The 25,469-nt window shown below is 61.2% G+C and carries 24 protein-coding genes; 15 read left to right on the top strand and 9 right to left on the bottom strand.

What is annotated here, in order from left to right:
- The first annotated feature begins 67 nt into the window (after nt 1-67).
- Nucleotides 68-976 carry a polyphosphate kinase 2 gene (ppk2, locus tag FHT82_RS16105; protein ID WP_183732526.1) on the top strand — a complete coding sequence of 303 codons (909 nt, stop codon included), beginning with the start codon at nt 68-70 and terminating at the stop codon, nt 974-976.
- Nucleotides 977-1,015: 39 nt separating this feature from the next.
- Here ppk2 and FHT82_RS16100 read toward each other — a convergent pair whose 3' ends face one another.
- The 4 genes from FHT82_RS16100 to FHT82_RS16085 all read right to left on the bottom strand — a co-directional run bounded on the left by FHT82_RS16100 (nt 1,016) and on the right by FHT82_RS16085 (nt 5,090).
- Nucleotides 1,016-1,858, bottom strand: coding sequence for an ABC transporter permease subunit (locus tag FHT82_RS16100; RefSeq protein WP_183732523.1), 843 nt, complete (start codon nt 1,856-1,858; stop codon nt 1,016-1,018).
- A gap of 3 nt (nt 1,859-1,861) precedes the next feature.
- The gene (locus FHT82_RS16095; protein WP_183732520.1) at nt 1,862-2,743 is read right to left on the bottom strand and encodes a sugar ABC transporter permease; all 882 of its coding nucleotides are present in this window, start codon (nt 2,741-2,743) and stop codon (nt 1,862-1,864) included.
- The gene (locus FHT82_RS16090; RefSeq protein WP_183732517.1) at nt 2,740-3,846 is read right to left on the bottom strand and encodes an ABC transporter ATP-binding protein; all 1,107 of its coding nucleotides are present in this window, start codon (nt 3,844-3,846) and stop codon (nt 2,740-2,742) included. The genes FHT82_RS16095 and FHT82_RS16090 overlap by 4 nt, the downstream gene beginning before the upstream one ends.
- Nucleotides 3,847-3,914: 68 nt before the next feature.
- Nucleotides 3,915-5,090, bottom strand: a complete 1,176-nt coding sequence (locus tag FHT82_RS16085; RefSeq protein WP_183732514.1) for an extracellular solute-binding protein — start codon at nt 5,088-5,090, stop codon at nt 3,915-3,917.
- A 237-nt stretch (nt 5,091-5,327) separates the two neighbouring features.
- On the opposite strand from FHT82_RS16085, the gene FHT82_RS16080 reads away from it, so the two are divergent.
- From FHT82_RS16080 to FHT82_RS16070, 3 genes are read left to right on the top strand one after another with little or no spacing between them, the layout of a single operon-like run.
- On the top strand, nt 5,328-6,050 hold the full coding sequence (locus tag FHT82_RS16080; protein ID WP_183732511.1) for a GntR family transcriptional regulator: 723 nt from the start codon (nt 5,328-5,330) through the stop codon (nt 6,048-6,050).
- A 34-nt stretch (nt 6,051-6,084) separates the two neighbouring features.
- Complete coding sequence (gene uxuA, locus FHT82_RS16075; RefSeq protein WP_183732508.1) at nt 6,085-7,272, top strand: mannonate dehydratase; 1,188 nt, start codon at nt 6,085-6,087, stop codon at nt 7,270-7,272.
- Nucleotides 7,181-7,744 (top strand): GFA family protein, encoded by a 564-nt coding sequence (locus tag FHT82_RS16070; protein WP_348647619.1) that lies wholly within the window; start codon nt 7,181-7,183, stop codon nt 7,742-7,744. The genes uxuA and FHT82_RS16070 overlap by 92 nt, the downstream gene beginning before the upstream one ends.
- A 140-nt stretch (nt 7,745-7,884) precedes the next feature.
- Here FHT82_RS16070 and FHT82_RS16065 read toward each other — a convergent pair whose 3' ends face one another.
- The 4 genes from FHT82_RS16065 to FHT82_RS16050 form a co-directional block, all read right to left on the bottom strand.
- Nucleotides 7,885-8,091, bottom strand: a complete 207-nt coding sequence (locus tag FHT82_RS16065) for a hypothetical protein (RefSeq protein WP_183732504.1) — start codon at nt 8,089-8,091, stop codon at nt 7,885-7,887.
- Nucleotides 8,092-8,240: 149 nt separating this feature from the next.
- Nucleotides 8,241-8,609, bottom strand: a complete 369-nt coding sequence (locus tag FHT82_RS16060) for a response regulator (protein WP_183732501.1) — start codon at nt 8,607-8,609, stop codon at nt 8,241-8,243.
- Between the two features lie 92 nt (nt 8,610-8,701).
- Nucleotides 8,702-9,349: a response regulator transcription factor gene (locus FHT82_RS16055; RefSeq protein ID WP_183732499.1), complete on the bottom strand. Its 648-nt coding sequence runs from the start codon at nt 9,347-9,349 to the stop codon at nt 8,702-8,704.
- Complete coding sequence (locus FHT82_RS16050) at nt 9,336-10,925, bottom strand: ATP-binding protein (RefSeq protein ID WP_183732497.1); 1,590 nt, start codon at nt 10,923-10,925, stop codon at nt 9,336-9,338. Before FHT82_RS16050 ends, FHT82_RS16055 begins: the two co-directional genes overlap by 14 nt.
- Nucleotides 10,926-11,427: 502 nt before the next feature.
- Here FHT82_RS16050 and FHT82_RS16045 point away from each other — a divergent pair.
- The 11 genes from FHT82_RS16045 to FHT82_RS15995 all read left to right on the top strand — a co-directional run bounded on the left by FHT82_RS16045 (nt 11,428) and on the right by FHT82_RS15995 (nt 24,888).
- Entirely contained in the window at nt 11,428-12,423 is a 996-nt protein-coding gene (locus tag FHT82_RS16045) for an aldo/keto reductase (RefSeq protein ID WP_183732494.1), read from the top strand.
- Between the two features lie 33 nt (nt 12,424-12,456).
- On the top strand, nt 12,457-12,966 hold the full coding sequence (gene fae / locus FHT82_RS16040) for a formaldehyde-activating enzyme (protein WP_183732491.1): 510 nt from the start codon (nt 12,457-12,459) through the stop codon (nt 12,964-12,966).
- Between the two features lies 1 nt (nt 12,967).
- Nucleotides 12,968-14,413 carry an NAD-dependent succinate-semialdehyde dehydrogenase gene (locus FHT82_RS16035; protein ID WP_183732489.1) on the top strand — a complete coding sequence of 482 codons (1,446 nt, stop codon included), beginning with the start codon at nt 12,968-12,970 and terminating at the stop codon, nt 14,411-14,413.
- Nucleotides 14,413-15,408 carry a LysR family transcriptional regulator gene (locus FHT82_RS16030; protein WP_183732486.1) on the top strand — a complete coding sequence of 332 codons (996 nt, stop codon included), beginning with the start codon at nt 14,413-14,415 and terminating at the stop codon, nt 15,406-15,408. Before FHT82_RS16035 ends, FHT82_RS16030 begins: the two co-directional genes overlap by 1 nt.
- 37 nt (nt 15,409-15,445) lie before the next feature.
- On the top strand, nt 15,446-17,071 hold the full coding sequence (locus tag FHT82_RS16025; RefSeq protein WP_183732484.1) for an ABC transporter substrate-binding protein: 1,626 nt from the start codon (nt 15,446-15,448) through the stop codon (nt 17,069-17,071).
- A 52-nt stretch (nt 17,072-17,123) separates the two neighbouring features.
- On the top strand, nt 17,124-18,083 hold the full coding sequence (locus FHT82_RS16020; RefSeq protein WP_348647618.1) for an ABC transporter permease: 960 nt from the start codon (nt 17,124-17,126) through the stop codon (nt 18,081-18,083).
- 7 nt (nt 18,084-18,090) lie between these two features.
- Nucleotides 18,091-18,936, top strand: a complete 846-nt coding sequence (locus tag FHT82_RS16015; protein ID WP_210276778.1) for an ABC transporter permease — start codon at nt 18,091-18,093, stop codon at nt 18,934-18,936.
- Nucleotides 18,933-20,522: an ABC transporter ATP-binding protein gene (locus FHT82_RS16010; RefSeq protein WP_183732481.1), complete on the top strand. Its 1,590-nt coding sequence runs from the start codon at nt 18,933-18,935 to the stop codon at nt 20,520-20,522. The genes FHT82_RS16015 and FHT82_RS16010 overlap by 4 nt, the downstream gene beginning before the upstream one ends.
- A 96-nt stretch (nt 20,523-20,618) precedes the next feature.
- Complete coding sequence (locus FHT82_RS16005; protein ID WP_183732478.1) at nt 20,619-22,037, top strand: aldehyde dehydrogenase family protein; 1,419 nt, start codon at nt 20,619-20,621, stop codon at nt 22,035-22,037.
- Between the two features lie 11 nt (nt 22,038-22,048).
- Nucleotides 22,049-23,266, top strand: a complete 1,218-nt coding sequence (locus FHT82_RS16000) for a mandelate racemase/muconate lactonizing enzyme family protein (RefSeq protein ID WP_183732476.1) — start codon at nt 22,049-22,051, stop codon at nt 23,264-23,266.
- An 8-nt stretch (nt 23,267-23,274) separates the two neighbouring features.
- The gene (locus tag FHT82_RS15995) at nt 23,275-24,888 is read left to right on the top strand and encodes a GMC family oxidoreductase N-terminal domain-containing protein (RefSeq protein ID WP_183732473.1); all 1,614 of its coding nucleotides are present in this window, start codon (nt 23,275-23,277) and stop codon (nt 24,886-24,888) included.
- A gap of 8 nt (nt 24,889-24,896) precedes the next feature.
- On the opposite strand, the gene FHT82_RS15990 is transcribed toward FHT82_RS15995, so the two are convergent.
- Complete coding sequence (locus FHT82_RS15990; RefSeq protein WP_183732470.1) at nt 24,897-25,373, bottom strand: cupin domain-containing protein; 477 nt, start codon at nt 25,371-25,373, stop codon at nt 24,897-24,899.
- Between the last annotated feature and the right edge of the window lie 96 nt (nt 25,374-25,469).

Here is a 25,469-nt window from a genome sequence, read left to right as displayed (position 1 = left end):
TCGTAACTCTGTCATATAGCTATGGCGAGAACGTGCTTTATCGAGCGGATTGAATAGGGAGCGTGCCATGATCGAAAACACTCAGCTCGACCGTATCAAGAACGAAATCGCCGATAGCTTCGACGAGGAGCTGGAAATGCAGATGGAGGAGGACCGGCTCGACGAGCTGGTTGCTGAAGGCATGTCCGGCCCGGCCGAGCAGACGCTCGACCGCAAGCTTTACTTCCGCGAGCTCTTCCGCCTGCAGCATGAGCTCGTTCGTCTTCAGGACTGGGTCCAGTACAAGAAGCTCAAGGTCGTCGTGCTTTTCGAAGGCCGCGACTCCGCCGGCAAGGGCGGCGCGATCAAGCGCGTGACCCAGCGCCTCAACCCGCGTGTCTGCCGCGTGGTCGCCCTTCCGGCGCCGACCGAGCGCGAACGGAACCAGTGGTATTTCCAGCGCTATGTTCCGCATTTGCCGACAGCGGGCGAAATGGTGCTCTTCGATCGCAGCTGGTACAACCGCGCCGGTGTCGAGCGTGTGATGGGCTTCTGCACGAAGGATGAGCTGGAAGAGTTCTTCCGTTCGGTGCCGGAATTCGAGCGCATGCTGGTGCGTTCCGGCATCATCCTCATCAAGTACTGGTTCTCGATTACCGACGAGGAGCAGGAATTCCGCTTCAACATGCGCATCCACGATCCGCTGAAGCAGTGGAAGCTTTCGCCGATGGACCTGCAGAGCCGCGTCCATTGGGAAGAATATACCAAGGCCAAGGAAGAGATGCTGGACCGCACGCATATCGACGAAGCGCCGTGGTGGATCGTCCAGGCGGTGGACAAGAAGCGGGCGCGCCTGAACTGCATCGCGCATATGCTGAGCCAGATTCCCTATGAAGAGGTCCCGAAGGAAGAGATCGTGCTTCCCGAGCGCGTGCGTCACGAAGACTACCAGCGTATCCCGGTTCCGCCGGAACTCTACGTCCCTGAAGCCTACTGATTTGTACGAGCCGCTGCCGGTTCTGCCGGCAGCGGCTTCTCAATGCGCCGACTGCTGCTTGGCTCGGGCGACGATCTGCGTCGGATTGACGAATTGCAGCGCGATGATGAGCCAGAAGAGCGTCGTTACCATATAGATCACCGCCATCGCATCGATCGACTGGCTGGCGCGTACGCCGGATGCGAAGACCGCGTAATAGAGCGAGACGACGAGCGTCTGCGTTTGCGGTCCGGCGATGAGGAAGGTCAGCTCGAACATCGCCAGCGTGCGTACCAGAACGAGTAGAAGTGCTGCCAGCATGCCGGGCAGCAGGAGCGGCAGCAGAATACGGATGAAGAGGCTGGTGGTGCCGGCGCCGAAGACACGGGCGGCTGCCTCGATGCGCGGATCGATCTGCTCGATGAAAGGGATCATGACGAGCACGACGAAGGGGAAAGACGGCACGAGATTGATCAGTACTACGCCCCAGAACGTGCCGCCGAGACCCAGCTGGTAAAGCACTGTGGCCAGCGGAATACCATAGGTCAGCGGTGGGATCAGCAGCGGCAGCAGGAAGAGCAGGATGATGGCGCGCTTGCCCGGAAAGTCGCGCCGCGCCAGCGCATAGGCGGTCATCACGCCGAGAATGCCGGAGATGAGGACGACGACGAAGGCCATCTCGAAGGTGACGATGACGACGCTGGAAAGCTGGAACTCATTCCAGGCGCTGAAGTACCAGCGATCCGTCCAGCCGCGTGGCAGCCATGTGCCGAGCCAGCGTGTGGCGAAGGAATTGACGATCACGGCTGCGATGACTGCAAGCAGATTGAGGACGAAGAGGGTGGCGAGCGCCCAGACGGCGATGCGCCAGATCTTCGAGGTAAGGCCCTGGTCACGGATCATGGCTCAGCCTTTCGTGCCGCCGGCAGGGCCGCGGTAGAAGAACGAACGTGCGCCGAGAATGGCGACGACAACGATGAGCTCGACGCCGCCCATGATCAGGGCGATCGCCGTGCCGTAGGAATGGTCATACTGCTCGAAAGCGGCCTGATAGGCGGCAATCGAGATGACCCGCGTCGGCCCTGCCGGAGCGCCAAGCAGGACGGCTGACGGGAAAACGGCGAAGGCCTGCACGAAAGAGAGGCAGAAGGTCACGGCAAGGCCGGGCACCAGAAGCGGCAGGAAAACGCGCATGAAGCGCTGCCGTGCATTGGCACCGAGCGTGGCGGCAGCCTGCTCGATCGCTGGATCGATGCCGGTGATGTAGGACAGCGTCAGCAGGAACGCGAAGGGAAAACCGGTAATCAGCAGCGAGGCAAAGACGCCCCAGTAGTTGTTGGTGAGCTTGACCGGCGAATCCAGGATGCCGAACAGGATCAACGTCTCGTTGAACCAGCCTCGCGGGCCGAGAAAGGTCAGCAGGCCATCTGCGACGAAGACGGTGCCGAGCGTGATCGGCAGCACCAGGATCGTCGTCAGAAGACGCTGGCGGCGCATCAGTCGGACGCGAAAGGCAATCGGTACTGCGAAGGCCAGGTTGACGATGGTGACAGGCAAGGCGAGCCACATGGTATTGGCGATCGTGCCGTACTGGAACTGGTCGGAGAAGAACTTCGCGTAGTTCTCGTACCAGATCCCGCCATCCTTCGGCATCAGCGAATCCGCGACGCCATAGACGAAAGGATAGATGAAGAGGGCGATCATGAATATGAGGCCTGGCAGCACAAGAAGCGTCGTGCCGTCGAGGCCTTGTGCGGCAAGCCTTGTTTTCAGCGACGGGCCGCTCATGCTGCCCCCTTGAAGACGAGCGAGCGGCCTGCAACTGGCTGAAGCGAGGCAGCAGCACCGCGCGGCAAAGCATCATCGGCGCGGAAATAGAGTTCCGATCCATCCTTCGAGCGGGCCATGCCGAAGAAGGCGCGGCCGCGATATTCGGTGCTGGCAACGGTGACGGGGATGCCCGTGCCGTCGGTGGTCGCGACGAGGTCTTCCGGACGTACGGAGAGAACGGCGGCATCGCCGACCTTGAGCGTATCGCGCATGGTGCCGGTCAGCCGCGCGCCGGCGGCTTCGATTTCTGCCTCATTGCCGGAGACGGAGACGACGCGGCCGGGGATGCGGGTGCGGAAGCCCATGAAATCGGCGACATTGATATTGACCGGGCGCTGGTAGAGATCCTGCGGCGTGCCGATCTGCTGGATATGGCCCTGGCTCATGACGACGATACGGTCGGCAAGCGACAGCGCCTCGTCCTGGTCGTGGGTGACATAGATGGTGGTCGAGCCGATCTGGTCGTGGATGCCGCGGATTTCGGCGCGCATTTCCAGGCGCAGCTTGGCGTCGAGGTTAGAGAGTGGTTCGTCCATCAGCACGATCGGCGGGCGGATGACGATAGCGCGGGCAATGGCGACGCGCTGCTGCTGGCCGCCGGAGAGCTGGCCGGGCAGCTTGTCCGCCTGGCTTTCGAGGCGCACGAGGGCGAGTGCATCGATGACGCGCTTGTCGGCTTCCTCGCCACGAATGCCCTGCATCGCGAGGCCGAAGCCCACATTCTTGCGTACGCTCATATGCGGGAAGAGGGCGTAGCTCTGGAAGACCATGCCAAAGCCGCGCTTTTCCGGCTCCAGCTGGTCGATGCGATTGCCGCCGAGGCGGATTTCCCCGCCGGAAAGGCCAAGCAGGCCGGCAATGCAGTTCAGTGCCGTGGATTTGCCGCATCCAGAGGGGCCGAGAAGTGCGATGAATTCGCCGGGTTCAATCGTGAGATCGATGCCGTCGAGGGCGTTGTATGCGCCGAAGGATCGCTTGATGCCATCAAGCTCAAGGCGCGCATTCTTCCGCGATGACAGCGCTGCTGCGTTTTGAACCGGCAAAGTCAATGCAATCTCCATTTGTCGGCGGTCATGCCGCTAGAAATCCGGCGCCGGAAACCGGCGCCGGCTCATTCGATCATCAGCGATCAGCCCTTCTTGGCGCCGATCTTTTCGTCCCAGATGCGGAAGGCCTGCACGAGCTGCTTGGGCTCAAGCGGCACTTCCAGTGGGCTGCCGGCGATCCAGTCGGCATATTCCGGCCGGCCGAATTCCTTGATGATTTCCTGGCTTTCTGCCGGGGCCATTTCGAGGGTGACGTCCTTGACCGCCGGGCCGGGATAGAAGTAGCCGGCGTCATAGGCGATCGCCTGCTGTTGAGGCTGGTAGATGTGGTTGAGGACGTCGAGCAGAACGCCGATCTTCTCGTCGGAAACGCCCTTCGGAATCGCCGCATAGTGGGCGTCGGTGACCCAGTGGAAACCTTCAAGCTTGCCGACCTTGGCTTCCTCGGGGACTATGCCGAGTGCGCGGGGGTTGATATCCCATCCGGTCGTCGTAGCGACGATGTCGCGCGTGCCTTCGCCGAGTTCCTTGAAGACGACTGCGGTGCCGGTCGGGTAGTATTCGATGTTCTCGCCGAGCGCAGCCAGATATTCCCAGGTCTTGGCCCAGCCATTGACCGGGTCGCGCGGGTTGCTGTCGCCGAGCAGATAGGGCAGGCCCATCAGCAGTGTGCGGCCGGGGCCGGAATTTGCAGGGCGGGCATAGAGGAACTTGTTCTTGTTCTGCTTCGTCCAGTCGAGCAGCTCCTGTGCCGTCTTCGGCGGGGTCGCCACCTTGTCAGGCATGTATTCGATCAACGGGCCGGACGGGTAATAGGTGATGACGACGCCCTGATCCTTGGCGAGCGCCTGCATCTTGAATGCCTGCGGCAGCAGGATGCTTTCAAGGTTGGGAAGTGCCGACTTGTGGCTGGACAGGTCGACCCAGAGGCCTTGGTCGACACCAGCCGAAAGCGCGTCTGTGCCGGTCAGTACGAGGTCGATATCGACCTTGCCGGCGGCCTGCTGGGCCTGGATCTTGGCCGGCAGCTCCGGGGCCGGGGCCTTGGTGAAGGAGAAGCTGGAGACGAATTCCGGCTTCGCTTTGGCGTAGTTTTCGAACATGCCCTGCGTCAGCGCCAGGTTGCCGGCGACATCGACGATGGTGATGGTCACCGGGCTTGCAGGCGCCTTCGCCTGAGCGAAAGCCCGAAACGGCAACATCCCGGCCGCGGCGACGCCGGCAGCTCCGCCGACGAATGTTCTGCGTGTGATCTTCATTCTATCCTCCTCCTTTGCGGCGGTGCCGGCATTTGCCCCGAGCGCCGCCCGTTTGCATCGCAATGCACGTCCCATGCCTCGATGCGCCGGTTTTCCGGCGGCATCAAATGCTCGCAGCTCGAAGCTTTTCCTCCGGATGCAATGCCATGCCAGCGTTCTCCTCCGCGGCATGTCTTGGCAACAGAATTCAATTGATATACTAGTATGCACGAAAGTGTCAACGTCCCGAGACCATGCATGCGGCAGGCTTCCGACCCTGAAATCCTCGCCTTCCCGGCACCGCGCGATGCCGGTGGAAAAATCCGGCGCGTGACGACGGCGGCGGCAATCCATGAGCGGCTGCATGCCGATATCGTGTCGCTGAGGATTCCGCCTGGCACGGTGCTGCAGGAAAAGCGCATCGCCGAGGATTTTGGCGTCAGCCGTACGCCTGTGCGTGAAGCGCTGCTGAGGCTCTCCGAAGGCGGCCTCGTCGATATCTATCCGCAATCGGGCACGGTGGTTTCGCGGGTGCCGGTCTCTGCGATTCCGGAGGCCGTCGTCGTGCGCAAGGCGCTTGAGGGAACGACGGTCGAGATGGCGGCAAGCATTGCGACGGAGGCCGATATTGCGCGGCTGGATGCGATCATCGCCCGGCAGAAAACGCATGCCGCACTCGGCAATGCCTCAAGCTTTCATGAGGAGGACGAGGCATTCCACGAGGCGATCACACAGATTGCCGGCTATCCCGGCATCTGGATCATTCTGAAGACGGTGAAGGTGCAGATCGACCGGGCGCGACGCCTGACGCTGCCGGTGCTCGGACGCATGGACAATGTCGTGCGCGAACACATAATGATCCGCGATGCCATCGCGGCGCATGATATCGCAGCGGCGCGCGAAGCCATGATTCATCACTTGAGCGCCGTTATACCCGACGTGGCGGAACTGCGATCGCAGTTCCCCGACTATTTCTGCTGAGAAAACGAACGACAGACCAAGGGAGAGAGACGAAATGCGGCAAGGTTGGAGATGGTTCGGGCCGGAGGCGCCGGTCACGCTGGACGAGGTGCGCCAGACCGGTGCGACAAATATCGTTTCGTCGTTGCATCAGGTGCCGATCGGCCGCGTATGGACCGAGGCGGAGGTGCGCGAGCGCCAGTCACTGATCGAAACGACACCTGCCGGCCGCTCGCAACTGACCTGGAGCGTCGTCGAAAGCATCCCGATCCCCGATGCCGTCAAGCGCAAGGGCGCGCAGGCCAAGGCTGAAATCGAAGCCTGGATCGCCAGCCTCGAGGCCGTTGCTGCCTGCGGCATCCCGATCGTCTGCTACAACTTCATGCCCGTGGTCGACTGGACGCGCACCGACCTCGACTATGTCACGCCGACCGGCGCAACTGCCATGCGCTTCGACCATGAGCGCTTTGCCGCCTTCGAGCTGTTCGTTCTCCAGCGTCCGGGTGCAGCCGAGGAATATTCCGACGAAGACAAGGCGCGGGCCAAGATCGTCTATGAAAGCATGACCGAAGCGGAAATCGCCGAGATTACCCGCATCATCACCTCTGCTCTGCCCGGCTCGACGACCGAGCCGCTGACCATTCCTGCGTTCCGTGAGAAGCTCGTCGCCTACCAGGGCATCGATGCGAAGAAGCTTCGCCAGCATCTCATCGAGTTCCTGGAAGCTGTCGTGCCGGCTGCGGAAGCGCGCGGTGTAAAGCTGACGCTGCACCCTGACGATCCGCCACGCTCGCTGTTTGGCCTGCCGCGCATCGCTTCGACGGCTGAGGATTATGCAGCGCTTTTCAATGCCGTGCCGGCTGCGGCCAACGGCATGTGCTACTGCACCGGCAGTCTCGGCGTGCGCGCCGACAACGACCTGCCGGCGATTGCCCGTCGCTTTGCCTCGCGTATCTATTTCGCCCATCTGCGCGCCACGACCCGTGAGGGCGATGGCCGCACCTTCCATGAAAGCGCGCATCTCGAAGGCGATGTGGACATGGTTGCCGTGCTGAAGGAACTGGTTGCCGAGGATCGCCGCCGCAGCGCCGATCAGTCGATCGTATTCCGCTCGGATCATGGCCACCGCATGCTCGACGACCTGCAGAAGAATGTCACGCCCGGCTATCCGGCAATCGGCCGTCTTCGTGGCCTCGCCGAGCTGCGCGGCATTCTGCATGCGCTTGACGCGCCGCCGACCTGATTTCTCTGCTTTTATGCAATGCCAGCAAAACGGCTGTACAGTTTTGCTGGACCTTGCGAAAAAGAGGAGACCCCCTTCGATGAAGAGAAAAGCCTCATGTTCATGCGGCGCCCTTGCACTTATAGCACATGGCCGTCCTCGAAAGGTATCGGTCTGTCATTGCAACGCATGTCAGCGCCGGACCGGATCGAGCTTCGGAGTGGCGGTCTTTTTTGCAGCTGAGGCAACCGAAGAAACTGGCAAGGCCGCCGTCTATCGCCGGATCGGAGACAGTGGCAGATCGCTGGAATTTTACTTTTGTCCAGCTTGCGGTACCACGGTTTTTTGGAAACCCGAATTCCGGCCTGGGCTCACAGCGGTCGCATTCGGTTGCTTCGACGACAAACAGGGATTGGAGCCGTCTCAGACGGTATACGACGAAAATCGTGACAAATGGGTCCTAATCGAGGTGACGCCTGTTTCACCCGCATGACGTCTGCCGGCTTCGTCGGAAAAGATCGGATGCATCATAGCGGTCGATCAGTCCCTGCGGCCAGTTACCGGCGATGATGTTGGTGCGCAAGCCGAGCTTGTCGGCTTGCGGAAAGCCGTCAGCGCCAGAGGAGGGGAGGATCAGAAATGCGTCCGGCTGATGTCTTCCGGGCGGCGATGCGCGGCAATGCGGACCGGCTGGTATTCATAGATCGCATTTTCCGGTTCCAGACGCAGAAGCGCACAATGGAACTTGTAATTCGCACCGGTCACGATGTTGGAGAAGATCACATCCATCAGGATGTTCTTCCCGACGCTGATAAATATCGGGCGCTTGAGCTTTATCATGGCGTTCACCTCGTTTTTCTATCCAGTGAATTGGATTTAACAAGATGTATATTACTATTTTGCACTTCCGTCTTGAATTATACATAGGTGTATAATTCGAATTAATCTAGAGATGGAAATAATACTCCGGAATGGGACGCAGTGGAGCCTTACGGCTTCAAAGCCATTTCCAGATAGTTGATGAGGGAATCGAACTCGACCGGCTTGCCCAGAAAGGCCAGCGCACCGCCTTCCATCGCGGCCGTGCGGGTTCGTTCGTCGCGATAGGATGTCATGAAGATCATCGGCGGCTTTTCAGGTTCGCCGTTGAGGATTTCCTGCAGTTCGATGCCGCTGAGGCCCGGCATCTTGACATCGACCAGCATGCAATCGATTGCCGCCCTGTTGTCAAATGCTAGGAACTCTTCCGCGGAGGCGAAAAGCTTGCTCTGGTAGCCGCAGGAGTGGATCAGATCGTCGAGCGCCTCCCGAATGGCCTGGTCGTCGTCGACGACCGCGATTGTGGATGTATGTGACACGAGATTGGTAGCCTTGCTTATTCTTGTATTACCTGGGTTTCATTATGAGGCTCGGGATTGTCTCGCGGTACCATACAAGGGTCTAGGTTCCGCTATCTGCCTTCCAGCATCTCGGACTTGCGCACCAGATCGGCCACGGAGCGGACCTGCATCTTGCGCATCACATTGCCGCGATGCAGCTTTACGGTGATCTCGCTGATGCCGAGATCGTAAGCGATCTGCTTGTTCATCAAGCCCTTGACGACGGCAGCCATCACTTCCCGCTCGCGAGGGGTCAGCGTATCGACCAGCGAGGCAACGGCGTCGCTCGCGGCCATCTCTCGCCGGCGAGCCATGTCCTTTTCGATCGCGACGCCAACGGCGTCGAGAATATCCTGATCGCGGAAGGGCTTGGTCAGGAAGTCGACGGCGCCGGCCTTCATGGCGCGCACACTCATCGGAATATCGCCGAAGCCGGTCATGAAGACGATCGGCATCCTGCTGCCGATCCGTTCAAGATGAAGCTGGAAATCCAGGCCGCTGAGACCGGGCAGGCGCACATCGAGAAGGATACAACCGGGCCGGTGCAGATCGGCCTTGTCGAGAAAAGCGGTCGTCGTGGCGAAGGAGGCGGCTTCCATCTGGATCGACCGGAAGAGATCGACCAGCGACTCGCGGATAGATTCGTCATCATCGACGACATAGACGATCGGCAATGCGGACTGAGCGGCTGCCTTCGATGCGGCACTAGTGTCGGTCATGGTCGTCCTCAATCGGTATGATCATTTCGAAGATGGCGCCGCCCTCAGGGTGGTTGCTGGCGGTGAGCTGGCCGCCTCTGGCTTCCAGCGTGCTGCGGCAGATGGAGAGCCCCATGCCCATCCCGGCGGGCTTGGTCGTGAAGAAGGGGGTGAAGAGCTTCGCCATGGCCTCCTCGCTGATGCCGGGGCCGAAATCCCTGACGGAGAGCGTCACGAATATATCATCCTTCCTGGCGAGCGAGATCAGAATCTTGCGCTGGTCGATTGCTGTTTCCTGCATGGCCTGTATGGCATTGGTGACGAGATTGATAAGCACCTGCTGCAGCTCGATGCGGATCGCTTTCACCGCGGGCGGCTTTTCGGCCGGGTCGACCTCGAAGCTCACCATGTCTCGCTGGAAATCGTGCTCCATCAAGGCGCGTGTTTCCTCGATCAGCGTTTCGAGATCGACATATTCAGGCGTGCGGTCGGTATGGGACAGCATGGAGCGGGTGTTGTGGATGATCTCGCTTGCGCGCTGGCTGTCGCGGATAATGCGCTCGGCTGAGCGGCGTACGGCGGCAAGATCTGGCGGTTCGCGGTTCAACCAGCGAAGCAGCGTCTGTGCATTGACGACAATGGCGCCAAGCGGCTGGTTGAGTTCATGGGCGAGGGAGGCGGAAAGCGTGCCGACGGTTGCTGCGCGTGAAGCGCGGGTAAGCTCGTCCTGTGCTTCACGCAGGGCCTTCTGCATCATTTCCCGCTGAGTGATATCCACCATGCCGACTACCACGCGGTTGAAGGCGGCGGGATCCTCGGGAAAACTCATGCTCATGATGACGAGCCGGGTCTCGCCATTTTCAGCGACCAGATTGCCTTTGCCCTCGAAATGCCGCTCTCCGCGAAAGATGGCATTCATCAGATCCAGAAAGGTATCGTCGTCAGGGGCGATGTAACGGCGCATCGTGCGCGATGGCAGGCCGCCGGCGACATGGCCGAGCAGCTCCAGTGCCGCGTCGTTGGAGGCGATGGTGCGGATGAGGCCCGTGCAGGTGGCGATGATGCCGGGATTCGTTCGATAGTAATCCTTGAGGTCGCTCACACCTTCCGCCTTCAAGGACATCAGGAAGGCTCGCACTGCGGAATAATCGCGCTCCCAGAGCGCGATGCGGCTGTGCTCGAAAATATAGCGGAAGCGGGTCTCGCTGTCGCGAAGATGCAGGTTGGCCTCGATAAGCCCGGCGCGCGCGGTTTCGTTTCGGAGAATGAGGGCACAGGTGATGGTGATCGCGGCTAGAGAAACCGCAAAGCGCAACTGCGCCGGAACATCTTCCACCAGGCCGTGCGAATAGAGATAGGCAAAAAGTGTTAGAGCGGCGCAGATGACCGCAAGCAGCGTTGTTCCGATCCTCGTCAGCATTTCGGCGGCCAGCAGCAGCACGATCACATAGAGGACCGCGATGGCGCTTTGGATCTCGGTGAAGGTATCGACGTAGAATACGGCGGCGCCAAGAACCAGTGCGATCAGCCCGAGCGTGATTTCATGCGACGGTGTTCCTCGCCGGTTGATCAGCTTCGACAATACAGATGATCCCATGTCCCCTCGCTGTGGCTCCGGTCTTTATTCACACCGGTTAATTCTAGTGTAGCTTAATGCGGTGTTTGGCCGCGCAAAGCTATACAAAAGTGTTGGAAGTAACGGGTGAGAAGTGCCGGTAAACCAAAAGGAAAGACCGTCCCGGGCGGCGGGACGGTCTATGGCGGATGGGAGGATCCGCGGGGCTTTGGCGGAGGGGAGCGCCTGCCCTAGAGGTGGCAAGGGGCGGTGCCACCAGCTTGAAACCGTGAATGGTCAGGTCGGTTCCGAGCTACGAGTAGAAGGTAGATCGAAGAGCTTTTCCGCATAACTATACTTAGGTTTTGGTCCGGCCATACGAAGCGGCAGGTCCGTTTCTGCGCGAATGGCTTTGAAACTTGTCTGCGCGGGGAAAGGAATGCCATATCTCATTTTGAGATAATCGCATCGAATAAACCTATTTGTCACAATAGTGTCGCCACGCCATAGTCCTGACAGGGAGAAACACTTTTAGGACATTGCTGTGGAATGTGTGCGCTTTGGCCAGACCGGCCTGAAGGTTTCGTCGCTTTGCCTTGGTACTATGGGTATCGGCACATCCCGGTGGAAGGGTTGGGTGCTCGACGAGGAGAAGTCGGTGCCGATCCTCAAGAAGGCGCTCGATGTCGGCATCAACTTCTTCGATATGGCGGACTGGTATTCGACCGGCGTCAATGAGCAGGTCGTTGCGCGCACGCTTTTGTCGCTGACGGACCGCGAAAGGCTGGTGCTCGCCACCAAGGCCTTCTACCCGATGAGCGACGATCCGAACGACAAAGGCCTGTCGCGCAAGCATCTGATGGCATCGATCGACAAGTCGCTGAAGCAGATGGGTACCGACTATGTCGATCTCTACATCATCCACGCCTTTGACCCGGAAACGCCTGTTGACGAGACGATGAGCGCGCTCCACGATATCGTGAAGTCAGGCAAGGCGCGTTATATTGGCGCCTCCACCATGTATTCCTGGCAGTTCGCCAAGATGAACCATGTCGCCGACAAGAACGGCTGGACGCGGTTCGTCAACATGCAGTGCCAGTATTCGCTGCTCTACCGCGAGGAGGAGCGCGAAATGATGCCTTACTGCCATGACGAGGGGATCGCGGTCACGACCTTCTCGCCGCTCGCCCGCGGTTATCTTGCCGGTGGCGGTTCTGCGCCGCGCATCGCCCATGACCTCTATCTCGACTGGTTCGGCGACGAGATCGACCAGGAGATTGCCAAGCGCGTCAACGAAGTCGCTGCCAAGCGCGTCAAGACGGCGAGCCAGATCGCCCAGGCCTGGGTCATTGGTTCCGGCAACAGCACGGTTCCGATCGTCGGCACGGAGAGCCCCGAGCATGTCGTTGCCGCAATCGAAGCTGCTGCGATCGAGCTGACGGCGGAAGAACGCATCTTCCTTGAAGAGCCCTACCGCCCGCGCGACATGATCAACGATTACAATCCGATCCGTCGCCCCCGCTCTCTTTCGAAGGCATAATGGGTTCGACTCGCATCGCTACTGGAGATTTCAATGCTTTATATCGGTGAAGGCTTCGAGGGTTCCGGCCCGAACGCTGCCCATATCAATCTCTATCTCGGCCCGAAGAATGGTCCGATTTCCGGCGCGCTCGCCGGTGCGGCCGCAAGCCCCGGTCCCGGCCACCTGCCGTTCCAGGCGGTGTTGAAGCCGAACCTGCCGGCGAAACCCGTGACGCTCTTCATTGCAAAGGCAGTGATGGAATCCGGTTCGTCGCATGAGCTGATGACTTGGGGGCCTGCGCAGGCCGGTGTCGCTGCCGGCATCACCGCCGCACTGCTCGACGCTTCGCTGCCGGCCGAGGCCGAGGACGACTGGTTGGCGATCGCCGCCGTCTGGGTCAATCCATCGGCAAACGACGCCGAAGAAGTATATCATAACAACAAGGCTGCGACGCATCTTGCAGCCAAGCGTGCACTGATGAAAGGTTGGCCGTCGCGTGCCGAGCTTGCCGAAGGCGTAGCAACGGTCGGTAATCCATTTTTCACGCCTAAGGTCGCCTGACATGAAACTTATCGAAGACAATGCGCTGATCGGCGAAGGCTGGGGCAGTGCTGCTGACGGCAAGCGCTTCGCCGTGCTCAACCCAGCCGACGGCAGCGAGCTTGCGACCGTGCCGGATTGCGGCGCGACTGAGGCCCAGCGGGCGGTCGATGCCGCTGCGAAGGCCTTCAAGACCTGGCGCAAGACGATCGCCTCGGAGCGCTCTGCGGTGCTGCGCCGCTGGGCGGAGCTAATGCTTGCCAATCAGGAAGACCTCGCGCGGCTGCTGACGGCCGAGCAGGGCAAGCCCCTTGCGGAGGCGCGCGGCGAGGTCGCTTATGCGGCAGGCTTCCTGACCTGGTTTGCCGAAGAGGGCCGCCGTGCCCATGGCGGCGTCGTGCCATCCCACAAGGCCGATGCCCGCATCGTCGTCATGAAGGAGCCGGTTGGTGTTGTCGCGGCGGTCACCCCGTGGAACTTCCCGTTGGCGATGATTACCCGCAAGGTCGGACCGGCACTTGCGGCGGGCTGCACCATCATCATCAAGCCGGCTGAAGACACGCCGCTTTCGGCGCTGGCGCTTGCCCGTCTCGGCGAGCAGGCCGGCGTTCCCGCCGGTGTCGTCAGCGTGGTGACGACGAAGTCGCCGGCTGATGTCGTCGGCGTCTGGATGAAGAGTCCCGTTGTCCGCAAGCTTTCGTTTACGGGATCGACGGCGACCGGCAAGCTGCTCATGCGTCAGAGCGCCGATACGGTGAAGCGCATCAGCCTCGAGCTCGGCGGCAACGCGCCGCTGATCGTCTTTGACGATGCCGATATCGATCAGGCCGTGCGCGGCACGATCGCCTCCAAATTCCGCAATACCGGACAGACCTGCGTCTGCGCCAACCGCATCCTCGTTGAGGACGGCATCTATGATCGCTATGCCGAGGCGCTTGCTAAGGCTGTTGTGGCCATGAAGGTGGCGCCCGGCATCGAGGACGGCGCGGCACAGGGACCGCTCATCAATGCGCCGGCGCTGACGAAGGTCGAGCGGCATGTGGCCGATGCCGTCGAAAAGGGCGCCAAGGTACTGACCGGCGGAAAGCCGCACGAACGTGGCGGCCTGTTCTACGAGCCGACGGTGTTGACCGGCATGACGACCAAGATGGCGCTTGCGGCCGAAGAGACTTTCGGTCCAGTTGCCGGCCTTTTCCGCTTCAAGGGCGAGGAAGAGGCGATCGCGCTTGCCAATGATACGGAAACCGGTCTTTCGGCCTATTTCTTCACACAGAATCTCGGCCGCGCCTGGCGTGTGGCCGAGGCTCTGGAAGCGGGAATGGTTGGCATCAACGAGGGCGTAATCTCGACGGAAGTCGCTCCCTTCGGCGGCGTCAAGCAGTCGGGTCTCGGCCGCGAAGGTGCTGCCGAAGGGCTCGATGAATATCTCGAGAGCAAATACGTCCTGTTCGGCGGGCTTGCGGGATAATGACGGAGGATCGCTCTCCCCAGACGAAGAAGGAGCCGGCGGTCGATCGCCGCCGGTTGCCGCTGAATGCGCTAAGGGCCTTCGAGGCTGTCGCGCACCACGGCAGCTTCACAGCGGCAGCCGCCGCGCTCAACATTTCGCAGAGCGCGCTTTCGCGGCATGTCATCGGTCTGGAAGAGAGCATCGGGCGCAAGCTGTTCGAACGCGGCCATAAGGCCACGACGCTGACGGATGACGGACGCTCGCTCGCCACCGGTATTGGCAAGGGTTTCGACCGTATCGAGCAGGCGCTGAAGGAGGTCTGTGCGCCGGACGAACAGCGCCAGCGCAAGCTGCGCATCAACCTGCCGCCGAGCTTTGCGATGAAGCTCACCGTCCCGTTGCTCACCGATTTCCGGCGCAGCTTCCCGGATGTGCTGCTGGAGATTTCGACACCTTACGGCGTACCGGACAGCGAATTCGATGTCGCGGTCGTCTACACGCGACCGGCCGTCGATGAATGGATCACCGACCTGCTCTGGGAGGAGCGGCCGACGATCCTTTGCCATCCCGATCTGGTCAGGGGAGGGGTTTCGGATATCGCGGCTTTCATCGCGGCAAACGAAATCATTCACATCAAGATCGTCGACATGGAGCCCTACCTCACCTGGCAGCGCTTCCTCGTGCAGAACGGTCTGGGCGGGGTTTCCGTGGCGCGCGGCGTGACATTCGACAGCGCCAGCCTCGGGGTTCAATACGCCTTGTCGGGGCAGGGTTTGGTGCTGGCAGATCCGGCACTGTTTCGGGAGGAAATAGAAAGCGGCCGCCTGGTTGCCCCGATCACCGCACATTATTACGAAGGCTTCGGCTATTACCTGAAGACCGATGCGGAAGGGCTGGTGGATCCACTGATTACAGGGTTTCGATCCTGGATCATCAGCCGCTTCAGCAATCGCATGGTGAACGAAGGGGAAAGGCCCGCCCTGCGCATCGTGTCCGGCACAGAGGGTGCCTGATAGCGACCATACTGCCCATTCAAGGAGGAGGCAGATCATGACTGAATTGAAGACCAGCAGCGGCAAGCCGCTGCATCCCTCGGTGCCGGAACTGTGCGAACAAGTCCGTGCCGGCAAGATCGACCGCCGCGGCTTCCTGCGCGCCGTCGCCTGGCTCGGTGTGACGGCGGCTTCCGCCAGCGCCTTCCTTGGTGACAGCAAGCCGGCGCTCGCGCAGGAAACGCCCACGGATGGCGGCACGCTGCGTTTCGGCTGCCAGATCCAGGAACTGACCGACCCGATGATGACAAGCTGGATCGAGGCTTCGAACCTCTATCGCAACAGCCTGGAATTCCTGACCTTCGTCGATGCCGACAATGTCACGCATCCCTATCTCGCCAAGAGCTGGACGCCGTCTGCCGATCTCAAGACCTGGGACTTCGAGCTCGACGAGCGCGCCAAGTGGTCGAATGGCGATGCCTTCACGCCTGAAGACGTGATCTTCAACGTTGAGCGGTGGATCGCCCCGGATTCGCAATCTTCCAACAAGACCGCTTTCTCGGCTGTCGAGAAGGTGGAAAAGACCGGCGATCACGCCGTTCGCATCACGCTGTCGCGAGCAGTTTCCTCGCTGCCCGAGCAGCTTTATTCTTACACCTGCCCGATGCTGCACCGCGACTTCGTCAAGGGCGGCGCCAACTGGCCGGCCAATCCTGTTGGTACCGGTCCGTTCAAGCTGGACGCTTACGAAGTCGGCCGTCAGGCTGTCTTTTCCAAGCGCGCCGATTACTGGGGCAAGCCGGCCCATCTCGACGGCATCCAGTATATCGACCTCGGCACCGATATCACCACGCATCTCGCAGCCCTTTCGAGCGGCCAGATCGATATCATCTACCGCGCGACGATCGCCGAATACGATCTCATGAAGTCGCTGCCGAATATCCAGATCCTGACCGGCAAGGCGGCACACACGCTCGTCATGCGCATGCAGTCCGACCAGAAGCCGTTCGACGATGTTCGCGTCCGCAAGGCCGTGCAGCTTGCCGCCGACAACAAGCAGATGCTCGACGTCGCCTATCGCGGCGAAGGCGAAGTTGGTGCCAATTTCCACGTCTCGCCGGTTCAGCCCGATTACTTCGCGCTGCCGGCTATGCCCCGCGATGTCGAGAAGGCCAAGGCCCTGCTCGCAGAAGCCGGCTACAAGGACGGTTTGGACCTTGAGCTGACGCTCGGCAATACGCAGGGTACCTGGGAACAGGATACTGCGCAGGTGCTGCAGCAGAATCTGGCCGAAGCCGGCATCCGGCTGAAGCTCAATGTGCTGCCGGCCTCTCAATACTGGCCGATCTGGGACAAGGTTCCTTTCGGCCTTACCTACTGGGCGCACCGCCCGCTCGGCGCCATGACGCTCGACCTCGCCTACCGCTCCGGCGGTGCCTGGAACGAGAGCCATTTCGCAAGCAAGGAGTTCGACGCCGCGCTCGACAAGGCGATGGCCGTCGTCGATCCGGCCAAGCGCCCTGAGGCCATGAAGGATGTCCAGCAGATCCTGCAGGATTCTGGCGTCATCATTCAACCCTACTGGCCGAACCGCTTCAGCGCCGCCGCCACCACCGTTCGCGGTTTCGTGCTCCATCCGGCGGATTATTTCCGCATGGATGGCGTCTGGCTCGCCAAGGCTTGATCTTCGGCGGGGCCGCCGTGAAGGCGGCCCCGACCCGGTAAAGAGGTGGTTCGTGACCGTTTTCCTTTTCATTCTTCGTAAACTGGCAAGCGCGCTCGCGGTGATGTTCACCGTGTCGCTGCTCGTTTACCTGGCACTCGAGGTCAATGTCGGCGATGTCGCCGTCAAGGTCCTCGGCCAGTTCTCGACGCCGGCCCAGCGCACTCAGTGGCTGACGGCCAACGGTTACGACGATCCCTTTATCATCCGGTACGGCCGCTGGCTCTGGTCCTTCGTGACCGGCGACTGGGGCATGTCCACCTACTATCGTGCGCCAGTTGCCCAATTGATCCCCGACCGGCTTGCGGCCTCCGGCATTCTTGCCGGTGGTGCGCTGCTCATCATCGTTCCGGTCGGTCTGTTTGCGGGCGTCATCGCCGGCATGCGCCCAGGTTCGTTGCTCGATCGCGTCATCTCCTTCATTTCAATCGCCACGACCTCGATCCCGGATTTTGCCTCCGCCGTGTTCTTCTCGGCTGTCTTCGTGTTCTGGCTGCATTGGTTGCCCGGCGCCAGCACCATGCTTAGCGGTTTCTCGCTGCAGCAGATCATTCTGCCGGTTCTGGTGCTCGGCTTCTATTCGACCGGCTATCTGGCTCGCGTCACCCGCGCCTCGATGATCGAAGTCATGGGCACGCATTATGTCCGCACGGCGCGACTGAAGGGGGCGAGTACCGCGCGCATTGTCTGGCGGCATGCACTACGCAATGCGCTGATTACGCCCGTCACCGTCATCATGCTGCAATTTCCGTGGCTGCTGTCAGGCGTCATCGTCGTGGAGGTTTTCTATGCCTATAAGGGCTTCGGCACGCTTCTCTATGACGCTGCACTCAACAGCGATATCCGCCTCGTCGAAGCCTGCGCGATGGTGAGCGTTGTCGTCGTCGTCGCCACCCAGATCCTTTCCGATCTCGCCTATGGTTGGCTGAACCCACGCGTCTCGCTGCTCGATGCAGCCAATGGTCGGAAGTGAGGGCGCCATGGTGAAAGTTGTCAGATCCTACGTCTCCAATCCAATCATCCTGATCGGCGGTTTCCTGACGATCGGCTGGCTGCTGGTGGCGATCTTCGCGCCGCTGCTCGCGCCCTTCGATCCGATCCGTACGCTGCTGCCGCTTGCAAAGCCGGGTACAGCGGCTCCAACCGGTGGCATGTTCTGGCTCGGCACCGACAAGCTCGGTCGCGATATCCTCTCGCGCCTGATCTATGGCGCGCGCACCGTCGTGATCTTCTCGACGATCGCGACGGTGACCGCCTATGTGGTCGGTGTGGTGCTCGGTCTTGTTGCCGGCTACTGGCGCGGCTGGGGCGATGCGGTGCTCTCCTATATCGCCAATGTGGTACTCTCCTTCCCGGTGCTGGTGCTCTATATCGTCATCATCGTCGTGGTCGGCTCTTCGCCCTTCAACATCGTGCTTGCTGTGACTTTCGGCAGTGCGCCGGCGATCTTCCGTATCGTGCGCGGCATCACTATCGACGTCGCCAGCCGCGATTATGTGGCGGCGGCGGTGACGCAGGGCGAAAGCACTTGGCGCATCATGCTCTTCGATATCCTGCCCAATGCGAGCGGGCCGCTCGCAGTCGATTTTTGCCTGCGCCTGGGCTACACGGCGATCACCATCGGCACGCTCGGCTTTCTCGGCCTCGGCCTGCCGCCACCGACGCCGGATTGGGGCACGATGGTCAATGAAGGCCGCGCCATGGCGATCGCCTTCCCGCATCTCGTCATCTTTCCATGCCTTGCGATCTCGTCGCTGATGCTGGGCTTGAGCCTGCTGGCGGACGGATTGCGGGAAGTCTCGGAAGCGCAGGGGAGGCGTGCATGAGCAGCAACGAAACACAGCCGATCCTCCGGGTCGAAAATCTGAGCGTCGCCCTGCCGAAGGGCGCCGACCGGCCCTACGCTGTGAAGGCCGCGAGCTTCGATCTGAGGGCGCGGGAAATTCTCTGTATCGTTGGTGAGTCCGGTTCGGGCAAGTCGGTTCTGTCCAGCGCGCTAATGGGCGCCGTGCCCGAGGGCTTGAAGGTTGCCGGCGGCAAGGTCATGCTCGGCGATACCGATCTCGTCGGTCTCTCGGAGCGGGCGTTCCGCGCCATCAGAGGCAGCGATATCGCCATGATTTTTCAGGAACCGATCGCCTCGCTCAATCCGGCGATGAAGGTTTCGGCGCAGATCGAGGAAGTTTTCGAACTGCATTCGGATTTCGATGCCGCCGAGCGCAAGAGGCGTGCCCGGGCGCTGATCGAATCGATGCATCTGCCGAACCCTGATCGTATCCTGCAGGCCTATCCGCATGAGCTTTCCGGTGGCCAGTGCCAGCGCGTCGTCATCGCCATGGCGCTTGCCATGAACCCGCGCGTGCTGATTGCCGATGAGCCGACGACGGCGCTCGACGTGACGACCCAGGCACAGGTGCTGAAGCTGGTGCGCGAGTTGCGCGACGTGCATGGCCACGGCATCGTCTTCATCACCCACGACTTCGGCGTGGTCGCCGATATTGCCGACCGCGTGGCGGTCATGCGCCATGGCGAGATCGTCGAGATCGGTGATGCGAAGCAGGTGCTGACGGCTCCAAACCATCCCTATACCAAGGAGCTTATCGCTGCCGTTCCGAGCCTGACGCCGCATGGCCGTCCGGCGGCGCAGACGGGGGAGGAGCCAGTGCTTGCAGTGCACGATCTGCAGCATTCCTACGGCAGCGTTCAGGTCTTGAAGCATGTGGAGCTCAGCCTGTTGCCAGGCCGTGTGGTCTCCATCGTCGGCGAATCCGGTTGCGGCAAGTCAACGCTTGCCAAGGCGATGATCCGCCTGATCGAGCCGAAGAGCGGCCGTGTGGAAGTCGCGGGTGCCGATCTTCTCGGCCTTTCGCCGGCACCGCTGCGGGCGCGGCGGCGGTCGATCCAGATGATCTTCCAGGATCCGTTCGGTTCGCTCAATCCGCGCCGCCGCGTCGGGCCGATGATCGCCCGTTCCGCCATGCTTGCCGGTGTCGAGGCTGGCGAAGCGCGCCGCCGTGCGGAAGAGCTGCTTGATCTCGTTGGGCTGCAGAAGAGCGCCTATTGGCGCAAGCCGTCTGCTTTCTCAGGCGGTCAGCGCCAGCGCATCGGTATTGCCCGGGCGCTTGCGATGCGGCCGGATGTGCTGATCGCGGATGAGAGCGTTTCGGCGCTCGACGTCTCCGTGCAGGCGCAGGTTCTGAAATTGCTTCGCGAGCTGCAGGAGAAGCTTCAGCTCGCCATCGTCTTCATCACCCATGACCTGCGTGTCGCCGCCCAGATCAGCGACGAGATCGTGGTGATGCAGAAGGGTGAAATCGTCGAGCGTGGCAGTGCAGCCCAGGTGCTGCAGGCGCCGACGCACTCCTATACGAGAACACTTCTCGACGCGGCGCCGGGTCGCAGTACGTTCTAACCGCCGCTTTCGGGCGTCGGCACCCTGTTCCGTTTCTACGCATGGCCGGCAGAAGCCGGCATGCGTGGAGTAAGCTATTGTCCTGAGGATGTCGTCATGACGGATTATCGCAATTTTATCGCCGGAGAATTCCGGTCTTCCGGCACGCTGGTGCCGGTGCTCAATCCGGCAACCGAAGTCGCTTTTGCCAAGGTGCCGTCGGCGACTGCTGCTGAAGCGATCGAGTCTGTCGAGGCGGCCGCCAAGGCCCAGAAGGAATGGCAGGTGCTGCCGGCAATTGCCCGTGGTGACGCATTGCGGAAGCTCGCTGCCGCCATCGAACGGCGCGCTGAAAAGATCGGCGCAGCGCTGGCGCAGGAATCCGGCAAGAGCCTTGCCGATGCGACCGGCGAGGCGATCTATGGCGCAGAGCTGATGCGTTATCACGCCGAATGGGCGCGACGTATCGAGGGCGAGGTTATTCCGAGCGACAATGCCAATGAGACGCTGCTCCTGAAGCGCGAAGCGATCGGTGTCGTCGCCTGCTTGATCCCCTTCAACTTTCCGATTTACACGCTGGTGCGAAAGATTGCGCCGGCGCTCATCGCGGGCAATGCCGTGGTCGCGCGTCCCAGCAATTCGACGCCGACATCGGCCTTTGAGATTGCCGAAGCCGTGGTCGAGGCAGGACTGCCTGCCGGGCTCATCAATATCCTCACCATGTCGCATGAAGTTGCGGCGACGCTCTGCACCCATCCCAAGGTCGGAATGATTACCCTGACCGGTAGCCTGCAGGCTGGCCGCGTGGTACTTGACTATTGCAAGGCGAACATTGCCAAGCCGTCGCTGGAACTCGGCGGCAAGACGCCCGTCATCATCGAGCCGGATGCGGACCTCGATGCCGTTGCCGCACAGCTCGTTGCTGCCAAGACCAATCATTGCGGACAGCTCTGCACCGCGCCGGAGCGTGTCTATGTGCATCGCTCCATCCATGACGCGTTGCTTGCCAAGCTGAAGGCCGGCTTTGCCACACGCGCCTTCGGCGACCGTTCGGTCGATGCGTCACGTGTCGGGCCGCTCGCCACGAAGTCTGCACAGATGAACGTGCATAAGGCTGTTTTGAAGGCGGTGGAGCAGGGGGCGCATATCGAGGCTGGCGGTATCCTTCCGGAAGGTCCAGGCTTCTTCTATCCGCCGACGCTGCTATCCAGTTGCCGTCAGGACATGGAGATCATCGCCGAAGAAACCTTCGGGCCGGTGCTGCCTGTCGTCGGCTATGACACGACGGATGAAGCGCTCGCGCTCGCCAATGACCACCAGTTCGGACTGAGCTCGGTGCTCTTTACCAACAATCACCGCACGATCATGCGGTTCTCCGACGCGATCGAGGCCGGCGAATTCTACGTCAACCGTTTCCCTGCCGATCCCTATCAGGGCTATCACGCCGGCTGGAAGCGCTCCGGTCTCGGCGGCGATGACGGCAAGCACGGCATGCTCGAATTCACCCAGACACGCCTCGTCATACTCAAGCATTGAGGATCACGGTCATGCAGATCGCATCGCTTTCCACCCATGTCGTCGCCGTCCCGCCGCCGCATATCGGCGGCATGTACTGGATCTTCGTGCGCCTGACGACGGCTGACGGTATCGAAGGCGTCGGGGAGATCTATTCCACCGCCTTCCATCCGAAGGCGCTCGTGCCGCTGATCGAAGATGTCTTCCAGCGCTATCTGCTCGGCCATGATCCGCATGATATCGAGCGCTTCTGGCGGCTTGCCTATTCGAGCGGTTTTACGCAGCGCCCGGATCCGACTATGATGGGCATCGTCTCCGGCCTTGAGATCGCTTGCTGGGACATTATCGGCAAGGCGGCCGGCAAGCCGGTGCACAAGCTGATTGGCGGGCGCGTGCATGAGAAGCTGCGCGCCTATACCTATCTCTATCCGAAGAACGCCGCCGGAGAATACGACTATAACGATCCGGACCTTGCCGCCGAATGCGCGGTGAAGTTGGTCGAGATGGGCTTTACCGCCGTCAAGTTCGATCCGGCCGGCCCCTATACGGCTTATTCCGGTCATCAGGTGTCGCTCGGGGTGATGGACCGCTGCGAAGAGTTTTGCGCCAAAATCCGCGCGGCTGTCGGCAGCAGTGCCGATCTGCTGTTCGGCACGCATGGCCAGATGGTGCCGTCTTCGGCGATCCGGCTAGCGCGGCGGCTGGAGAAATACGATCCGCTGTGGTTCGAGGAGCCTGTGCCGCCCGGCCGGGAAGAGGCGATGGCGGAAGTCGCCCGTAAGACGTCGATCCCGATTTCGACTGGTGAACGGCTGACGACGAAATACGAATTCCAGCGCGTGCTGGAAACCGGTGCGGCCTCGATCCTGCAGATGAACGTGGCACGTGCCGGGGGCATTCTCGAATCCAAGAAGATCGCCGGCATGGCGGAGGCGCATTATGCACAGATCGCGCCGCATCTTTATAATGGCCCCATTGGCGCAGCTGCTAGCATCCAGCTCGCCGCGTCATCGCCAAACTTCCTGATTCATGAGGCGGTTGTCGATTTCTCGGGCTTCTTTGCCGAGATCCTGAAGACACCGCTGCGCTTCGAGGACGGTTACCTGATCCCGTCTGACGAGCCGGGACTGGGCGTGGAACTTAATCTCGATGTCGTTGCCAAACACTCGCCTTACGAAGGGCAGCGACTGCATCTGCAAATGGATGAAAAGCCCGCCGACGTGAAGGCCTTTGCCCCGGCCCGCGGCTGAGAACGAAGATGACGACATACGATTACATCATCGTCGGCGCCGGCTCGGCTGGCTGCATTCTGGCCGCACGCCTCAGCGAGAGCGGCAGGCACAACGTGCTGTTGATCGAGGCCGGCGGCAATGATAGCTCGCCATGGTTTCGAGTCCCGGTCGGCTATGCGCGCTCCTATTACGATCCGAAGGTCAACTGGATGTATTGGAGTGAGCCGGAGGCGGCGCTCAACGGCCGGCGCATCTATGCCCCGCGCGGTAAGGTGCAGGGCGGTTCCGGCTCCATCAATGCGATGATCTTCGTGCGCGGTGCCGCCGACGATTTCGACGACTGGAAGGCTGCCGGCAATCTCGGCTGGGGCTATGAGGACGTGCTGCCCTTCTTCCGCAAGCTGGAGACGCATGCGGGCGGCGAGAGCAAATATCATGGCGGCGGCGGGCCGATCCATGTGACGCCGATGCGTGGTCAGTCGCATCCGATTACCGACTGTTTCCTGGAAGCCTGTGCCGAACTGCAGCTGCCGCTGAACGCGGATTTCAACGGCGAAAGCATCGAAGGCGCCGGCATTTACGATATCAACACGCGGAACGGCGTGCGCTCCTCCTCATCGCTCGCCTATCTGCGGCCGGCGCTCGGGCGACCCAATCTCGCGATCCTGCGCGATAGCCGGGTGCGCCGGGTGATCGTCGATGCTGAAGCCCGCGCGACCGGTGTCGAGGTGATCGGTTCGGGTGGCATCACCAGCTATTCGGCGCGCCAGGAGGTTATTCTCTCGGCCGGTGCAGTGGATACGCCCAAACTGCTGCAGCTTTCCGGTATCGGCGATGGTGCCCAGCTGCAATCCCTCGGCGTTCCGTTGATCCGGCATCTGCCGGCGGTCGGCAAGAATCTTCAGGACCACCTCTGCGCCAGCTTCTATTACCGCTCCACCGTGCCGACGCTGAATGACGAACTCGGCACGATCTTCGGGCAGGCGCGGCAGGCCTTGCGTTATATCCTGACGCGACGGGGGCCGCTGGCGCTCAGCGTCAATCAGGCCGGCGCTTTCCTGCGCGGCAGTCCGGAGGAAGAGCGGCCGAATATCCAGCTTTACTTCAACCCGCTCTCCTACCGCATCCCGACCGATCCGAAGGCGGGGCTGAGGCCGGAGCCCTACTCGGGCTTCCTGCTGGCCTTCAATTCCTGCCGGCCGACAAGCCGCGGGACTGTCAGCATCGTCTCGCCCGAGTTGGCGGATGTGCCGCAGATCCGGCCGAACTATCTCGGCACCGTCCATGACGAAGAAGAGGTGATCCAGGGCAGCCGGCTTGTGCGGCGGATCATGGAAGCGCCAGCGCTGCGGGCGATCACCGAAATGGAGATGCCGCCTTCGGCAGAGGCTCGCACGGACGAGGAGTTGCTCACCTATTTCCGCGGCAATTCCGGTTCGATCTATCACCTCTGCGGATCGGCTGCGATGGGGCCGGATGCAACGACATCCGTCGTCGATGCTTCGCTGAAGGTGCACGGCATCAATGGGCTGCGGATCGTCGACGCCTCGATCTTCCCGAACATCACGGCCGGCAATATCAATGCTCCGACGATGATGGTGGCGGAAAAGGGTGCGGCGATGATCCTCGCCGCTGCCTAAATTTGCGCCTAGTGCCGATGGATCGGGTCGATCCACGGCACGTCTTCCGGCTTTTCGACCGGCTCGATATCGAGGTTGACGACGACGGGTTCCTGGCCTGAACGTACGACTACGCATTCCAGCGTCTCGTCGCGGCTGGCATTGATTTCCTGATGCGGCACGAAGGGCGGCACATAAATAAAATCGCCGGGACCGGCTTCAGCGGTGAATTCGAGCTTTTCGCCCCAGCGCATGCGGGCCTTGCCTTTCACCACATAGATGATGCTCTCGAGATCGCCGTGGTGATGGGCGCCAGTCTTGGCGTTGGCATGGATCGTCACCGTGCCGGCCCAGATTTTTTCCGCACCCGCACGCGCATTATTGATGGCGGTCGCGCGGTTCATGCCCGGTGTCTGGGCGGTATTCGGATCGAGCGCATTGCCGGGAATGACTTTCACGCCATGTTCGCGCCAGTCGATATGTTTGTGATCGTGATCGTCGCTCATGCTGCTCCTCCTGCTTTTGATGGCAATCTAGATAAGGCGAGGCCAGCGGCCAAGAGCTGCTGGCTGGCATTGCGGCGAAAAGGGCTGGCGGCACCG

Origin of the sequence: Rhizobium sp. BK275, assembly GCF_014193555.1 — a bacterium.
In the GTDB taxonomy this organism is placed as follows: Bacteria; Pseudomonadota; Alphaproteobacteria; order Rhizobiales; family Rhizobiaceae; genus Rhizobium.
This window is presented reverse-complemented; position numbering and strand designations above follow the sequence as displayed.

What these genes read in the sequence shown, in the direction of transcription:
- FHT82_RS16100 (WP_183732523.1), bottom strand. Translation starts at nt 1,858, where the DNA reads ATGATCCGTGACCAGGGCCTTACCTCGAAGATCTGGCGCATCGCCGTC.
- FHT82_RS16035 (WP_183732489.1), top strand. Translation starts at nt 12,968, where the DNA reads ATGAAACTTATCGAAGACAATGCGCTGATCGGCGAAGGCTGGGGCAGT.
- FHT82_RS16005 (WP_183732478.1), top strand. Translation starts at nt 20,619, where the DNA reads ATGACGGATTATCGCAATTTTATCGCCGGAGAATTCCGGTCTTCCGGC.
- fae (WP_183732491.1), top strand. Translation starts at nt 12,457, where the DNA reads ATGCTTTATATCGGTGAAGGCTTCGAGGGTTCCGGCCCGAACGCTGCC.
- FHT82_RS16025 (WP_183732484.1), top strand. Translation starts at nt 15,446, where the DNA reads ATGACTGAATTGAAGACCAGCAGCGGCAAGCCGCTGCATCCCTCGGTG.
- FHT82_RS16085 (WP_183732514.1), bottom strand. Translation starts at nt 5,090, where the DNA reads ATGAAGATCACACGCAGAACATTCGTCGGCGGAGCTGCCGGCGTCGCC.
- FHT82_RS16065 (WP_183732504.1), bottom strand. Translation starts at nt 8,091, where the DNA reads ATGATAAAGCTCAAGCGCCCGATATTTATCAGCGTCGGGAAGAACATC.
- FHT82_RS16070 (WP_348647619.1), top strand. Translation starts at nt 7,181, where the DNA reads ATGTCACGCCCGGCTATCCGGCAATCGGCCGTCTTCGTGGCCTCGCCG.
- FHT82_RS16050 (WP_183732497.1), bottom strand. Translation starts at nt 10,925, where the DNA reads ATGGGATCATCTGTATTGTCGAAGCTGATCAACCGGCGAGGAACACCG.
- FHT82_RS16090 (WP_183732517.1), bottom strand. Translation starts at nt 3,846, where the DNA reads ATGGAGATTGCATTGACTTTGCCGGTTCAAAACGCAGCAGCGCTGTCA.
- FHT82_RS15995 (WP_183732473.1), top strand. Translation starts at nt 23,275, where the DNA reads ATGACGACATACGATTACATCATCGTCGGCGCCGGCTCGGCTGGCTGC.
- ppk2 (WP_183732526.1), top strand. Translation starts at nt 68, where the DNA reads ATGATCGAAAACACTCAGCTCGACCGTATCAAGAACGAAATCGCCGAT.
- FHT82_RS16080 (WP_183732511.1), top strand. Translation starts at nt 5,328, where the DNA reads ATGCGGCAGGCTTCCGACCCTGAAATCCTCGCCTTCCCGGCACCGCGC.
- FHT82_RS15990 (WP_183732470.1), bottom strand. Translation starts at nt 25,373, where the DNA reads ATGAGCGACGATCACGATCACAAACATATCGACTGGCGCGAACATGGC.
- FHT82_RS16000 (WP_183732476.1), top strand. Translation starts at nt 22,049, where the DNA reads ATGCAGATCGCATCGCTTTCCACCCATGTCGTCGCCGTCCCGCCGCCG.
- FHT82_RS16030 (WP_183732486.1), top strand. Translation starts at nt 14,413, where the DNA reads ATGACGGAGGATCGCTCTCCCCAGACGAAGAAGGAGCCGGCGGTCGAT.
- FHT82_RS16015 (WP_210276778.1), top strand. Translation starts at nt 18,091, where the DNA reads ATGGTGAAAGTTGTCAGATCCTACGTCTCCAATCCAATCATCCTGATC.
- FHT82_RS16055 (WP_183732499.1), bottom strand. Translation starts at nt 9,349, where the DNA reads ATGACCGACACTAGTGCCGCATCGAAGGCAGCCGCTCAGTCCGCATTG.
- uxuA (WP_183732508.1), top strand. Translation starts at nt 6,085, where the DNA reads ATGCGGCAAGGTTGGAGATGGTTCGGGCCGGAGGCGCCGGTCACGCTG.
- FHT82_RS16095 (WP_183732520.1), bottom strand. Translation starts at nt 2,743, where the DNA reads ATGAGCGGCCCGTCGCTGAAAACAAGGCTTGCCGCACAAGGCCTCGAC.
- FHT82_RS16010 (WP_183732481.1), top strand. Translation starts at nt 18,933, where the DNA reads ATGAGCAGCAACGAAACACAGCCGATCCTCCGGGTCGAAAATCTGAGC.